The sequence below is a fragment of the Desulfoluna sp. CYM3A genome, from assembly GCF_056829965.1.
In genome coordinates, this window is the sequence record NZ_CP186556.1 from 3,597,890 (window position 1) to 3,612,329 (window position 14,440).

The following is a 14,440-nucleotide window of genomic DNA, read 5'->3' on the forward strand; positions in this document are numbered from 1 at the left end:
TTGTTAATCCGCAACAATCTTTTTGAGCTGGTTGTACAGGTGCATACCGGACCAGAAATCCCTGCTCAGGGCCTCGGCAATGCTCTCCGGGCTGAAATTCTCAAACCCCAGGGACGCCTGGATGTCCAGCACCACGTCAACCCGGACCCTGTTTGCAGCCAGAACGATATCCAGCTTGTCCTGATCCCATGGCTGAGGGTTTCTGGGGGTTGAGAAAACAAAGCCCACGGTTCTTCCCTCACACCACACACGGTCTCCGGCATCACTGTATCCCAGCCTGTAGAGTGCCTCTGCAAAGGCTTCGGCCATGCCTTGGGAGTGAAACGTGATCTCGATGTCTTCAAGGGTCAGCTGGTCGGGACGGGCGAACACGCCGGGCTTGAACCCTGTGAGCCACCAGTGCCGTCCGCTCACCGAGTATTCCGGCACACCCTGGTTCTTCATGGTAAAGGCAATATCGAGTTCCTCTTCGGTGTCCGCGCACCGGTAATGGTCCTCCCCGGCGATATTCAGCTTTGTTCCCACGTAAAAACCGATTTCCGCTCCGATGGCCGAGAAATACTGCCCTTTCCAGAGCTCAACCATATACCTCTGACCGTCGTATTCAAACCGCACCGGCTCCACATCGATAACCATGCCCAGGGGCGCCGCGCATTTGTCGTAAATGTTGTTGTAACCGAACTTACGCTGGAGTGCATGGTGCCGCGTCATGTAGATATCTTGATCGTCATTGTATTCAAACCCGGCGGCATACACGGTACCGGCCAGTAATTTATAAGTACACTCTGAGTTCCCGGCGCTTGAAATAACAGGTACCAGAAGAACAGACACCGCAAACAGGCAAATCGACGCAAACCGTTTCATCAGGACAGGTTAACGCTCTGAAATTTACAATAGAATTAAAACCAAACCACACATAGAGAAAAACGCCCCACAAACACAAGAAGCACACAAACCATACGGTTTAGCTCTATTTTACAAAGTGTTGTATCGCTACTCCTAAAACAAAAACGATAGCCCCACTCGTAAAATTACTAAACAACCGCAAAGCACTTTGCCCTAATATTACTACATGAATAATTCAATTCTATCCAATAAATGCCTGCATATGTCAAGGCAGTCGTCGATGAAAACCTATAAGGCATAGAGCCTGTCCCCTTTGCTTCTTTTCCATTATCAACCATGACTTGCCCCCACGAGGAATTTGGCGTAAGACAGCGTCAGCTTGAAAAGCAAACGGAAAGGGACGTTATTGCCTTTCAAGCCCCACTGATGTCAAAGGCTCAGGAAAAACGGGCCTGGGCACAAAGCAAGGAGCTTAGGCCGCGGGATACCTTTGTTATGACTGTATTTACACGTAAGGATAACGAGTAGATGTGTGACGAAGCAGAATTGAACGATGATGAACATCAGGAGGAAGAAGCCACCCCTTCGGATCTAAGCCTCATCTACCCGGCCTCTATCCTCTCCGGGGCGATCAACACAATCGTGTCCCACCTGATGATTTTCTGCATCAGGTATTGGTGGGTGGTCTTAGGGCTGTTCGGAGCCGTTGCGGCGGCAGGATGGCACCATGGGACCCGGGCAGGATTTGATTCTGCGCTGGTATTCATATCTTTGACGGCTTGTTTAACAGTTCCCCTGGGGCTTGCCCTGGCCTATTTTGCAGGCTGCTTTTTTATGACGGCTTTTTTCGCCAGGGAAGCCGAAGCCCGGGTCTGGGGCCAGGCCTTGTGGTTTGCCGTGGTCACCAACAGCCTTATTTGCACCAGCCTTCAGGATACCCTCTTTTTCCGTGAGTTGCCCCTTGCAACCTGGGCGTTGACCTTCATGACAATCGCCTTCATGGTCGGCGCAGGGGCCCTGGCAATAAAAATGGATAAATCCCCCCGTACGGCCCGGATCATGACCGCAGTGGGAGTCCTCACCTTCGGCCTTGCCTTTTACGAAAACTTCGGGCCCCTTTCGGAAACCGTCATCCCCATGGAAAACATCCAAAGCGACAGGTGCTCGATCAGCTACAGCAGCCGTGGTCCCCGGGAGGAGTATCTCTCCTGCGACGTCCACTTTACCCTCCAGGGAAGAGAATACCTCTTCAGGCAATACTCTCGGACCCTCGAGTATTTGCCATACGAAACAGCCGGGCTCACTGCCCTGAAAATACGCTCGGGGCTCTTCCGGCACTACGATCTTTTGTAGCAGCGCCCCTGTCGGAAAGCGAAGGGCAGCTCCAAGATGGATGGGAGCTGCCCCGGGTCAGGTGACGGACTCATCCTGCCGTGAATGTATTAGGGCCATACCAAGAACAACTTACACATGACGGGATCATCCCATAAGTCCTCAGCATGATTTTTTGATCGTTGCTTCGACACACAACGAATTTAAGGCGGAATATCGTTATATATTATTATTTTAGGGCATAGCCCTTAGTTGCTGCTCACATACCTTAAAAGCTCCGTTTCAAGTTCCTCGGGAGAAAACCCGTAGGGCCCCATGTTATTACAATTTTGTAGCATATCAAACATCACGAAATTTCCGTCACCCGCCGCGTCCTGTGAAGCCCCTTTGCTACCCATTCTTTAGCCAAAACCACGGAGCCATTATCTAACACCGTTTACTATTGACCGCTATTCCTCCTTATGCCAATAGGTCTTTAACTTAATTTTCAAAGGAGTAGTAGATTATGGAAAGAAGAAAATCATGTAGTATTCTTATGGTGTGTTGCCTGGCATGTTTGCTCTCTTCAATAACGAGCTTTGCTGAAGAAAGGATGGCGCCCCCTGCCATGACAACCTGGATGCCTGAGACCGGCCAAAGCCATCAAATCGGCTACCTCTCTTCCCATGGTGGGCTCAACTGGATCCCGACCTGGACAGTGGAAAAAGATCAGGCACCGGGTTCCATGCTTGAAACCTGTCCCATTGACCTCGCCAAAGGGCAATATGCGGTACTGTTCCAGGTATGGCACAAAGAATATGGCGGGGTTCGCCTGGGCGAACTGCGGGCGTGGTCCGGCTCGGAGCTGATCGCCTCCTCTCCCCTCATCAGCCGGGAATTCCCTTCGTACCGTGACGGCGGATTTCAGCGAGCCATCCTTGAGGTGGACCTGGCAGAGCCCGCGTCAGATGTCCGCTTTGAGCTCTACTACGGGGGCGGAAACACTTACATCTGGACAGGAACAGTCAACCTCAGCGCCATTGAAACCCGGCGCCCCTTTTACAACATCGCCCACCGGTGCAGCACCATCGACAAGGTCAACCGCATGGTGGATAAAAACGCCAATGCCATTGAGTTTGACCTGACACCGGTGGAGGAAGACGGCAGCATCGGCTTCAAGGTGTACCACTCCGGCGATATCTGCTTTACACCTGCGTCGCGCTTTGACGACTTCCTCCTGAACCTCAAAGCCCATATCGACAAACGGAACATCGCCCTTATCGAGCTCGACTGCAAGCAGGACAAGGATATTGACCCGGCAGACTACGCCCGGACCCTGGCCCGACGGCTTATGGACGCAGGCATCCCCGCACACCTCGCCGTTTTCTCCGTTCCCCGTGACCAGGCTGCGATTTTTAACGACGTGCTTAAAAAAGAGGATGCGGACGGCCACATTCTCTACAATGCGGGTATCGACTCCTACCTTCAGGATTACTCAGGCCTTACCCCCGATACCTGGGCCGAAAAGGTAGAGGCCATCGGCTCCACATTTATCGGGGTGGGGGCCAGCAGCGTCCACCCCTCGTCCATGCCCAGCTGGATGTCCTGGGTTCAGGCCATGACCAACATGCGGGACGCCAACGGACACTTCAAGAAAAGCTACTACTGGACCCTGAACCGGAAAGCCTCCATGCGGTCATGCCTCGACTACGGAGTGGACGGGGTGATCACCAACTTTCCGGACCGCATGGATGAGGTCCTCGATGAGGAGCCCTACTCCCTTCTCTTCAGGCGTGCCACCCAGGAGGACTCCCAATTCGAGGTCCACGGGTTCCACAAATAATCAATTCAAGGGGGACAGGCTCTTAATGTCAACCATCGTCAAACACCTTTAACCACCTGTAAAACCCTGCCGGGGCCCCACGTAACCCGTTTGTGCCCGGCGTTATTCAAAGCGTTCAGATAATGGGTATTCAGATGGGGACAGGCTCTTTTTGCCGTTGCCATAAAAAAACGTGGCAACCGGGCGAAAGTCCATCGCCCTGTTGCCACGCTGTCCACGAGCCTCAGGCTACACGAGAAAGGCCCCCGGCAAGTGGCCGGTCACATGCCCTTCCCACGGGGAAGCCCCTATACAGAAGGTGTGATGTCTTTGACATCCTGCTCTTTTTTAGTATCGAGGGTGATGTGCCAGATCTTCTTCCTGGTAAAATCGATGCGATCCAGATCGACTTTTCGCACGCGCCGGTCGTGCTGCGTGTGGAAATAAAGGATTTTATCATATTGATCCCAGGCCGTGGTCCAGAGGGTTGCGCTCCTCATCCCTTTGAGGTCGACACCCTCACTGTCAGAGCCTTCTGCGGAACCCAGGGGAAGGTTGAAGTTGTCGAGGATCCGGAACAATTCATAAACCGTCTCTTGGGAGTCCTTGGTAGGCCGGGCGGTCTGGGTCCAGGCCACGGCCCTTACAAAGCGGGAAGGCGGGGTGAAGTCACCGGGAAGCCCGATCATGCCACTGCCCCCGCCCAAGGGACGAAAGTCAAGTTCCTCTATGGTCTTATTCGGGATGGCAACAGCGGACAGGTTCACATAGTTCCGCAGGTTGGTCATGTGCCAGTCGTAGGTAGGTGAGTTGGTGATCACCCCCAGGGGGTTATCGAAAAACCGGACCTGCCCCCTCAGGCACTCGATGACCACAGACTTGCCCGAAGGTTCGGTGACAACCCAGTGGGCATCCACGGGAATGCCCAGGGCTTTTTCCACCACAGGGACAACGCGCACCTTCTCCAGCCCTTTTTTGGCTTCGTCCACGGTGGCGTACTGTGAAAGGATGTACGACACCATATCCACGGCGGTGATGGTGTTTTTTGCCTTGGTCCGTTCATAGGCGGCATATTCGGCGGTGCCCGGATGGTAAAAGAGCCCCACCGTAAGCCCCTTCTCGTTCATGCCGTCGGCAAGAAGGTCCTTTTCAAGCATGTCCAGGCCAACAACACCGTACTTCCCTTTCCACTCTTTCCCGTTGTTCCCGTCCGGCGTCGTCCCCTTGAACGCATACCCCCTGGGAACAATGGCGACCCTGGAGTCCAGGTCAAAGTTCCCCCACTCCATGGTGCGGCCATAAACGCACGAGCCGTCTTTTGCCATCAACCGAATCCCGGTGCAGGCTTCAGCCGAAGCAAAACAGAAGGTTACCAGCAGCAGCGCACCAACCAGCCATCCCGTCAATCTCTTTTCAATCATCAGTCGCTCTCCCATATTTATGGATTCATATAGCTACCAGAGCCAACCCGACGTCGGACATACCCGCTGGATCAGTCAAAAAAAGCGTCGTCACCAGCCTGCTTGTAAAAATCCTCCTTTAACTCAATGATGCTTCCGTGGGACCGCATTTCGTCGGGCAGACCGATGGGTTCCTTAATCTCACCCAAATCGGGGAGATGTTCTTTTTTCTTTGGTCCGCCGCTTGAAATCTGCCTTCACCGCCTTTAAAAATGCGTCATCCGTCAAGACGTCCATGCCGGTCATCGCCATGATCTTTGCTGCCATCACCGCGGATTTTATACCGATGCTCGATCCGTGGCTGGCCGTGGCCATCCAGGTGTGCACCCCGATGCCCGACGGGCTGGAAGGCAAGAGCAGTCCCATGGTCGGCGTGTTCCAGCTGACATCCCCCACATCGGTGCTCCCTCCCACCATCACCTCGTTGGGCAGGGGAAGTATCGCAGACGCCATACCGGCCTGCTCCAGGCCCACCTCTTTTTGCAGCTTTTTGGCAAAACGGATCTCTTCCTTGGTGTACCGGGGTAAGCCGACGGCCTCCATGTGCCCCTGCATCCGCTCGGCAAGGGGGGTGTTGGGCAGGGTATCGTACATGCCGTAGTAATCCACGGCCATGCCCCGTGTCTGGGTCATTCGCGCAGCCCCGTCGACCATCTCCTTGATCCAGGCAACGCCGTCGTTCACCACATCCCTGGACTCCCCGCGAAAAGTCATCACCACCGAGGCTTTGTCAGGGACGATGTTGGGGGCAAGACCGCCGTTTTTGACAATGTAGTGAATGCGGCAGGTGGGCAGCACATGCTCCCGCATCAGATTTACGCCGTGCAGAAACAGTTCCACGGCGTCCAGGGCGCTTCGGCCTTCCCACGGGGCCATCCCTGCGTGGGCGGTTTTTCCGTTGAACTCGACATAGACATGGGTAATGGCCGTTGTCCGTATGTTGGCCACAACGGCCTTGTCCAGGGGATGCCAGTGCAGCATGGTGTCCACATCGTCAAACAGACCATCGCGGGCCATATAGACCTTGGCACCCTCTGTCTCCTCAGCGGCCCCTCCGTACACCCTCAGGGTTCCCTTGATCCCTTTTTTCTTCATCAGGTCCTTGATGGCCAGGGCAGACCCCAGGGCTCCGGCACCGATGAGGTTGTGTCCGCAGGCGTGGCCTGCGGTGACACCGTCTTCTCTCTGCTTTTTAAAGGGGACGACTTCGTTGCCCAGGTCGGGCAAGGCATCGTATTCCAGCATGATACCGAGGACGGGTTTCCCTGAGCCAAACTCGGCCACAAAGGCCGTGGGGACACCGCTGGTCCCCTCGCTGGTCAGCTTGAACCCGTTTTTCTTGAGCAGCGTTTTTAGGTACGCTGAGGACTCGAACTCCATCAGGGAAACTTCCGAGAGCTCCCAGAGTTTCAGCCCGACCTTTTCGATGGTATCCGAAACCTTGTCCACCGCTTCGATGGTTTCTGCCTGCGACACCCCTGCTTCACACCGAGCCGTTGGCGGCATGCAAAGCATGCACAACGCCAGAATCAACACACCACACACAAAACGCATTGCGGGCAAGCCAAAGCCCCCGGAGAACAACCGCACCTCACGCACCATGGATAACCTCCCTTTTTTCAGTGATAAATGGATCAGTAGGAAACAGTCACCTTAGCGTTACGGCCCCCTGGTGTAAATCTCTCAAAAGGGGTATTTTTCAAGAATTCGTCTACCACTTTTGGGGTAGAAAGCAGCATGGCCTGCCCCAAAAAAGGTACCCATGAGAAGGCAAACAACGCCCCTGTCTATTTTAGTTGGCAATGAACTGACCCGATTCCCGAGCCCGGTTCAATGCGTCGATCCGGCTGTTTGCGCCCAGCTTCTTGAATATGTTCTTCAGGTGGGTCTTGACGGTCCCTTCTGACACACAGAGTATTCCGGCGATCTCTTTGTTGCTCATGCCCTCGGCCAGGAGTGGGACGATCTCGGATTCGCGTCGCGTAAGAAATTCGACATCCCTCTGGTCAAGGGCCTGGGGCTTGGCAGGGGCCCGTGGCACCGAAGGGTCCAGCACCGGGCTCCGAGCCCCACAGGCTTCGAGGACCCGTTTGGCAAAGGGCCTGACCGGCCCATCGCCAATTAGTCGATCCAACAGGGTCACCATGGGCTCTCCAAGGTCAACGAAACTTCGGACCCAATTCCCGGGTTCGGCAAGGGTCAGGGCGGTTTCCAGACAGTCCGCCGCAGCCACCTCATCTCCTTGCTTCCCGCAGACAAGGGCCAGGAGTGCCGAAACCTCGATACGCACATTGATACGGTTGATCTCGCGCAAGCGCCCGTCCAGAAGCCGGAGCCTGGAACGAGCCTGGTGCAGGGCTTCCTTGGAGCCGTCCTGCAGCAGGCACTTGATGGGGGTGAGCTGAGGGACGTAAAAAAACCACAACGGCGGGCGACGGTTGAAATCCACACGGGCGCAGAGCTGTTTTGCCTTGAGGAGGTCGTCGCTTCGGACCGCGGTCTCTACCTCAAAGGCCATGGCAACAGCCTCGGCAACGGCGTGGCCATTCTGTCGGCAATGGGTGATGATCTGTTCGCGTACCAGTTCGGCGGTGGTCTCGTCCCCCCAGGCCAGATAGATACAGGAGAGGACAAACCCGGCTTCGGCGACATAAGAGGCATTGGCCGTATGCCGAATCTCCAGAACCTTCAGCATGTACCCCTCAGCCCCCTTGAGATCATTTTGCAGATACGCCGCGACCCCTTGGAAATAGTGAGCATAGGCCCTGGTGTGATGAAAGGGGGCAACACCCACAAACCGCCTGCAGGCAGCAACCGTTTGCATTACCCCGGGCAAGTCGCCGTCCATATAGAGCGCGATACAGAGATGGAAGTAGATTCTGGCCTGGATATTGGTCGGCCATTCCGGGTTGAACAGGGCCTCTTTGATCATGGCGTCCACATGGCCCCGGTCTCTCCGCATCTGGTGAAAGCAGGACGAGACGCCCACCTCATAGGCCTTCATGAAAACAGCCTGTTCCGGGAGCTGGCCGAACACCTCCGCCGAATACAGCCTGCCCCCGTCCGGTGAGCCGGAAAAAAGCGCCATGAGCCCGTTCAGGACAAGCACTTCAGCCCTCAACTCCCTCAGGCCCCTTGCCCCGGGCGAAAGCCCGTCCAACATCTTCTGGGCTTGGACAGCCCACTCCAGAGCCCCTGCATAATTCCCGTGCTCGATGGTTATGAAGGCCTGCGTCGTAGCCACCAGGGGGTGCTCTGATGAAACGCCCTCGGGCAGCATGGACAGCAACCGATCCAATCGGATAATCTGGGAGCTGTTCAGCAAATCGTGACGGTTGTCCATCACCAACTGAACGGCCTCCGCGGTGTCCCCGGAGGCCAAAAAGTGATGAAGGGCCTCTTCAATATAGCTATTTTCTGCAAACCAGGCCCCGGCGGTCCGATGCAGATCCGCTATCTCCTGGGAGGTTTTCACCTTTTTTAGCATGCCGTTGAGCAGGTCCCGAAAAAGGTGGTGAAAGCGGAACCAATACCCGTCGCTGTCCAGGCCTAAAGTAAACAGGTTGCTTTCCACCAGCCTGTCAATAAAAGCCTCCGCGCTGTCCTTTCGATGGGAAAAAGATCGCCTCTGGTGCATATACCGGCACAAGGGCGCGCAAAAACGGTACGACGGCGGTATTTACAGATCGGAATATGAGACCGTGTCCGAATCGAGGCGGGACACCACTTCGGCCAGGAGGTAGTCGGCGATGTGGTAAGAGATGCCGCTCAGCTCCATCGCCTTTTTTCTGGGGTCCTGCCCCCCTTGCAGGTAGAGCCCGGCCAGACGCAGTCCGGCAGCCCACCCTTCGGTTTTGCTCTCCAGAACGGAGGCTGTGGCGTCATCGACGTTTACGGGTAGCAGCTTGTCCATGAAGGCTGTGGCTTCGGCAAGGGTCAGCCTCAAATCCGAGGCCCGGACCTCGGTCACAAGGCCGCGGCCCCGAAAGGGCGCTACTTGGAGCGGGGGATCTGTCCGAGACAAAAGAACGAGGTGCAGAAACCTGGCAGGATGCTTGAGCAGATCAGACACCAGCCCATAAATGGAGGGGTCGGTCATGCGATGAAAATCGTCCAGCACAAGGACAAAGGGTTCGGGCAACCCGTAGAGGTCGTTGAGCAGATACCGGGACAGGACGGGCTCCGGCGGGAGCTGCCCGGCCTCCAGCAGGGCTTCGGTACCAAGGGCAATGCCCGGAAAGGCTTTCTGAACGGCGGCAAGAAAATAGGCCAGGAACTGTCGCAGATCATCGTCTTCCCTGTCCAGGGAGACCCAGCCGAACGGGCAACCGCAGGCATTGGCCCAACAGCTGGCCAGGGTCGTTTTTCCGTATCCTGCCGGTGCGGTAATCAACGCCAGCGGCCGTCTCCCCCCTTCGTCCAGGAGGGTCAGTAATCGATTCCTCGGCACAATGTCGGGCGCCACGGGAGGTATCTGGAGTTTGGTATGAAGCAGAGCGTGTTTCATTGATATCGTCAGCTATGGGTTGGTAGCGACAATGCAGGCCCCCTCACACCATTCAAGGTTACCCTCCCCTTTGTCGCATGCATTAATCAACCGGCGTATACCGGAAACTAGATGGATGCCATATGCTTTTCGCAGAGCAAACACAGGCGATACGTTGTACAGGCAACGGGGCCGAAGACAATGGCAAGGCCGTACACCGGATTACCGCGGTGCGGCCCGACGGGCTGAATGGGACATGTACGCACCGGGCACCCGGTGGTTTCAGACAGCATGCACACGCCTTCCTGCTGATCGAGTTTTCTATCTTTCTCTGAAGGGGATATTATCTTTACAATGCGTTATTACTCGAAAACGGGAGGCGGCAACAGGAGGCCTGCAACCTGTTGCTTTCATGCACGGGCCGTGCGTTCAGCAAAACGTGTTGCGCTGCCAGGGAACTGGCATGTTATTGATACTACGGCATTAACGTATTGACCATTTCACACGTAAAGGGATTAGGTCAAGTAGATGTTGGCGACATTGCTGTTTCACAAGCAATTCCTACCTCCACAGAGAATATTGAACATTTTGGGGGGGGACAGGCTCTTTATGCAAAAACAACACGGTTTTCTCCTTTGCGATGTTTCCACGCCCCCCAAAAACAACCCACCGGGCAACTCCCATGTTATTTTACAACTCGAATCCCTCACCCATCAGTAAAATGAGCGCCCAGCTCCTCAAAACCGCCCGACGTCACTCACCTCCGGACGCACCCCGCCCTTGCGCTCTCAGCCCACCGCTGAGTTCGTTGGCTCAAGCACCTCAAAAACGAGGCAGCCACATATCAGGCATCGACGAGGCGCTTTAGGGAATACATCCCTTGAACTCCCTTGACGCGCCTCGGTATTTTATCCCGCGTAGTACGAAATCGATCCCTGAACCTTTCATAGCCCGCTTCAACGAACTCGCGGGATCCGATAATGCCTGAATCCGTAAAGTAGCGGGTCCTGTACCGAAACCGTTGCGCTCGGGTCAGCTCAAACCCCTGGGCGGCTTCCTCATCCAACACCGATCGCGAAATACTCGCCTTGCCCCTCTTTTCAACAGCCCCCACGTGATACAGGTACTCCCGGTATGTCTTGAGCTGCGAAGCAGGATCGGAAACACCGAATGCCGATGTCCCCAGGTCAGATGAGAGAAACCCGTCCCCGTTTCCCGTCTGGACGTGGTAACCAATGGAGCACCAGCGATACTCTTCCGGCCGCTTCACGATTCCTGCCCGAACCGCATTGAGGTCGACATACGCCAGGCAATGGATCAATGTGGTTCCCTGCTCAACGATCACACTCTTGAAACGCTCTCCCCACAGGGTTCCCTTTCGTTCTTTCCGCTTGTTGTAAAAACAGGAGAACCGTTGCTTGATGTCCTTGACGTACGCCGACAGGCTGCAAAAACGCTCCCGGTACTCCGCCAGTCTCCCTTCGGGAAAAAACGTCTTCTCCCCATAGAGAAGGTGAAAGCGCCTTCGAACGTCATCATCGGAAACCATGTCCTCCGGGGCTACCTCGATGAGCAAATGGAAGTGATTTCCCATAATCGCAAACCCAAAAACCTCGACACAATAAATCGCTGAGAACCTCTGGATGATGCGCAGTAATTCGTCTTTTTCAACCGCCCCGAAGGGAAGGCCGTCCAAGGCGGTTCTGCTGATCACATGGTAAGCGGCTTTTTGTCCGGCATCCGTTATGACCATACGGGGAACTCGCGGCATAACACCCTCCTCTCTGGTCGTGCAGAATCATTGATGTGGATGGTTTGTGTGACGGATGGAAAAAAAACTAAAATACACCAAAATTTGAGGATGATAGTACGTTACAGACCACTATCTCACAGGACGGTGTGATGGGTCCAGCATAAAGAACCTGTCCCCAAAGTGGTTTTGAGCTTGACATCATGCGGCTTGGGCTGTAGTGTGCGCTTCGTTGTTGCGGGATGGAGCAGTCTGGTAGCTCGTCGGGCTCATAACCCGAAGGTCAGTGGTTCAAATCCGCTTCCCGCTACCACTTAAAAAATACAAAGGCCCGGAAGAGTCATCTTCCGGGCCTTTTTTTGTTTGCAATGGGGAATCACAGAGACGCAAGGCCCCGTCGTCAGCGCCCCACAAAGGCAAGAAACATCTCCACGCCGGCAATGTCCAGCACCACGCCCTCTTTGGAGATAGAAAGAACCTTTGCTCCGTCCACGGAAGCGCCCTCTCGGATAATCTGGCTGTTGATAACCGCGATACGCCGGGAGGGTGTCTGCGACCACCGCACCCCCTGGAGGCGATAGGTCCCGGCATCGGCGGCCGGAAGCTGTCGCAGCTCGTCCGGGGACAATGCTGGCGCATCAGTCAACGCTGCAACAGGTTGGCCCTGCCCCTGGGACGGTTGAATTGATTCGAAAACAGGTTCCGGCTCCACAGCGGGTCCGACTGGTGAATCCGGCTCTGATAAAGACGCCGTCGCACCAGGCGATGAAGCCACCAAAGAAGCCGAACGCGATTGCGCCCCGGTACCGGAAGAGTCCTGAGTGGCCGGAGAACTCGGGGCCACCACGCGAAAAACCGAAGTCACACCAAGGGGCGCCTCATCGGCCACCACAGCCTGCCCCCGGCCATAGGCCAGATAAAACCCTGCCCCCGCAAGGCCCACCCCCGCGACAAACACAGCCACAAAGGGAAGCAGGCGGGCAAAGCCCGTCTTTTGCCGTGGTTCCGCCCTTGCAAACCCAACGCTTTCAGCGTATTTTTCCTCTTCTTCCATTCGCTTCAAGGCTTCCAGAACCGAACTCATGGGATCTCTCCTTTTTGTCGGTCATGGGCGGCTACGCGCTCCGGGGTATCGGGCAATCCATTTTTCAGCGCTGCGGCAAGGGCCACGCGGGTAAGGTCTCCCACCATGCCGTCAGAGAGAATGCCATAGGCCTCCTGCAGGGCATGCACCGCCCGAAGGGTCTCGCCATCAAAACGCCCGTCCACGCTCACCCCGTGAAACCCGGCCCGTGAGAGAGCCGATTCAAGGGCGATGACCTCCTGAAGGCCCGAGCGCTCCGTCACCACCTCGGAGAACCCCAGGGGATTGGTGCAGGCGATAAGGGCCCGACCGGACCAGAGCCTGTCGGCATCGCTCCGGGACAGCTCCACGATCCCTTTGGGGGATTGAAACCGCAACAGCCCACCGGCCTCCTCCCCTTCAAACACCAGCACCAGAGGCCCCTGGCCGCCAGAACCGAAAAGCATCAGGACCGGCAGGCCGAAGGCCATGGCCCGATCCAGATCCCCGTCCATGGGCATCACCTCCATGCCCAGGGGCGCGGCCACGGCGGAGAGAAGAAGGTAGGGATCCCCGATGGCCGGAAGCTCGGAGGAGGAAAGCGTGTGCCCCCATGCCCCCATGATCCGGCGAACGCCCCATGGGACGGACTCTGCCACACCCGCCTCGTCAAACAGGTCGAACAGGCCGTAGGTGGCCGGAGGGGCTGCACTGCCCTGGCCATCCGTAACCGCAACCGGAGCCGTCTGTGTCGCCTTTGGATGCCACAGGGAGGTACCGAAGACCAGAAACCCGGCCATGAACACAATGGCAAGTCCCAGCACCGCCACGCCCCACGCCGGCAAGGGCCGTCCCAAAAGGGTGCGATCCATGTAGGGCCGGTCCGCAAGCTCCGCCACGGCCTTCTTTACTGCCCCGGCGTCCACACGGTCCTTGCCCGCCACATATCCGCAGAGCAGGGCCCGGTCACAACAGATGTTGATGACGCGCGGCGTGCCCCCTGAATAGCGGTACACCTGTGCCCTGGCCCGGGGGGTGAAAAGATCACCCCGGGCCCCCAGGGAGGCCCGTTTCAAACGGTGGACAATGTAGTCATGGGTCTCGTCGGAGGAGAGGGGTTGCAGGCGGCAGGCCAGGGAGATCCGCTGGGCCAGTTGGCGGAGTTCATGGCGTTCCAGCATCTCTCCGAGCTCGGGCTGGCCGCAGAGGACGGTCTGGAGCAGTTTGGCGCGGGTGGTCTCCAGGTTGGAGAGAAGGCGAAGCTCCTCCAGGACTTCGATGGAAAGGTTCTGGGCCTCGTCGATGACAAGCAGGGCCTTTTTCCCCATCTCCCGGTTTTCAATGAGGAACCGCTGAAGGGCCGCCGCCAGGTCCGACCGGCTGGAAGATCCGGCGTCGATGCCGAAATCGCGGTTGATGGACTGAAGCAGCTCCACGGCATTCAAGGTGGGGTTGAAGATGCAGGCAACGGACACCGTCTCGTCCAGCCCCCTAAGGAAGGTGCGCAACAGGGTTGTCTTGCCCGTGCCCACCTCGCCGGTCACCTCCACAAAGCCTTCGCCGGTTTCAAGGGCATAGGTCAGGTGGCCCAGGGCCTCCTGATGGCACCGGGAAGGAAACAGGTACGATGGCGTCGGCACCAGCTGAAAGGGCCGCTCCTTGAGATGAAAGTGTCGTCGATACATGTCTTGCCCTGGGTATG

General features: G+C 56.4%; 10 protein-coding genes and 1 tRNA gene. 3 read left to right on the forward strand and 8 right to left on the reverse strand.

The genetic code is table 11. From position 1 onward, the window contains the following. Positions 1-3: 3 nt before the first annotated feature. Positions 4-864: a DUF4474 domain-containing protein gene (locus tag ACOYW1_RS18340; RefSeq protein ID WP_482419201.1), complete on the reverse strand. Its 861-nt coding sequence runs from the start codon at positions 862-864 to the stop codon at positions 4-6. Positions 865-1,374: 510 nt separating this feature from the next. Here ACOYW1_RS18340 and ACOYW1_RS18345 point away from each other — a divergent pair. Both ACOYW1_RS18345 and ACOYW1_RS18350 read left to right on the forward strand, forming a co-directional pair. After that, positions 1,375-2,199, forward strand: a complete 825-nt coding sequence (locus ACOYW1_RS18345) for a hypothetical protein (RefSeq protein ID WP_482419202.1) — start codon at positions 1,375-1,377, stop codon at positions 2,197-2,199. Positions 2,200-2,785: 586 nt separating this feature from the next. Beyond that, a complete protein-coding gene (locus tag ACOYW1_RS18350) occupies positions 2,786-4,000 on the forward strand; it encodes a glycerophosphodiester phosphodiesterase family protein (RefSeq protein WP_482419203.1) in 1,215 nt (404 codons plus the stop codon). A gap of 287 nt (positions 4,001-4,287) precedes the next feature. On the opposite strand, the gene ACOYW1_RS18355 is transcribed toward ACOYW1_RS18350, so the two are convergent. The 5 genes from ACOYW1_RS18355 to ACOYW1_RS18375 all read right to left on the reverse strand — a co-directional run bounded on the left by ACOYW1_RS18355 (position 4,288) and on the right by ACOYW1_RS18375 (position 11,696). Then, entirely contained in the window at positions 4,288-5,400 is a 1,113-nt protein-coding gene (locus tag ACOYW1_RS18355; RefSeq protein ID WP_482419204.1) for a linear amide C-N hydrolase, read from the reverse strand. Positions 5,401-5,580: 180 nt separating this feature from the next. Beyond that, on the reverse strand, positions 5,581-6,915 hold the full coding sequence (locus ACOYW1_RS18360) for an amidohydrolase (RefSeq protein ID WP_482419205.1): 1,335 nt from the start codon (positions 6,913-6,915) through the stop codon (positions 5,581-5,583). Between the two features lie 316 nt (positions 6,916-7,231). Beyond that, positions 7,232-9,118 (reverse strand): helix-turn-helix transcriptional regulator, encoded by a 1,887-nt coding sequence (locus tag ACOYW1_RS18365; RefSeq protein ID WP_482423758.1) that lies wholly within the window; start codon positions 9,116-9,118, stop codon positions 7,232-7,234. Then, the gene (locus ACOYW1_RS18370) at positions 9,119-9,946 is read right to left on the reverse strand and encodes a hypothetical protein (protein ID WP_482419206.1); all 828 of its coding nucleotides are present in this window, start codon (positions 9,944-9,946) and stop codon (positions 9,119-9,121) included. Between the two features lie 823 nt (positions 9,947-10,769). Next, entirely contained in the window at positions 10,770-11,696 is a 927-nt protein-coding gene (locus ACOYW1_RS18375) for a transposase (protein WP_482419207.1), read from the reverse strand. 215 nt (positions 11,697-11,911) lie between these two features. Between ACOYW1_RS18375 and ACOYW1_RS18380 the strand changes: the two genes are divergently transcribed. Beyond that, positions 11,912-11,988, forward strand: a tRNA-Met gene (locus ACOYW1_RS18380). A gap of 87 nt (positions 11,989-12,075) precedes the next feature. Here the strand turns inward: ACOYW1_RS18380 and ACOYW1_RS18385 are convergent. Continuing rightward, positions 12,076-12,759: a hypothetical protein gene (locus ACOYW1_RS18385; RefSeq protein ID WP_482419208.1), complete on the reverse strand. Its 684-nt coding sequence runs from the start codon at positions 12,757-12,759 to the stop codon at positions 12,076-12,078. Further along, on the reverse strand, positions 12,756-14,423 hold the full coding sequence (locus tag ACOYW1_RS18390) for an AAA family ATPase (protein ID WP_482419209.1): 1,668 nt from the start codon (positions 14,421-14,423) through the stop codon (positions 12,756-12,758). The genes ACOYW1_RS18385 and ACOYW1_RS18390 overlap by 4 nt, the downstream gene beginning before the upstream one ends. Positions 14,424-14,440: the final 17 nt, after the last annotated feature.

What these genes read in the sequence shown, in the direction of transcription:
- ACOYW1_RS18375 (WP_482419207.1), bottom strand. Translation starts at nt 11,696, where the DNA reads ATGCCGCGAGTTCCCCGTATGGTCATAACGGATGCCGGACAAAAAGCC.
- ACOYW1_RS18345 (WP_482419202.1), top strand. Translation starts at nt 1,375, where the DNA reads ATGTGTGACGAAGCAGAATTGAACGATGATGAACATCAGGAGGAAGAA.
- ACOYW1_RS18390 (WP_482419209.1), bottom strand. Translation starts at nt 14,423, where the DNA reads ATGTATCGACGACACTTTCATCTCAAGGAGCGGCCCTTTCAGCTGGTG.
- ACOYW1_RS18370 (WP_482419206.1), bottom strand. Translation starts at nt 9,946, where the DNA reads ATGAAACACGCTCTGCTTCATACCAAACTCCAGATACCTCCCGTGGCG.
- ACOYW1_RS18350 (WP_482419203.1), top strand. Translation starts at nt 2,786, where the DNA reads ATGACAACCTGGATGCCTGAGACCGGCCAAAGCCATCAAATCGGCTAC.
- ACOYW1_RS18355 (WP_482419204.1), bottom strand. Translation starts at nt 5,400, where the DNA reads ATGATTGAAAAGAGATTGACGGGATGGCTGGTTGGTGCGCTGCTGCTG.
- ACOYW1_RS18385 (WP_482419208.1), bottom strand. Translation starts at nt 12,759, where the DNA reads ATGAGTTCGGTTCTGGAAGCCTTGAAGCGAATGGAAGAAGAGGAAAAA.
- ACOYW1_RS18340 (WP_482419201.1), bottom strand. Translation starts at nt 864, where the DNA reads ATGAAACGGTTTGCGTCGATTTGCCTGTTTGCGGTGTCTGTTCTTCTG.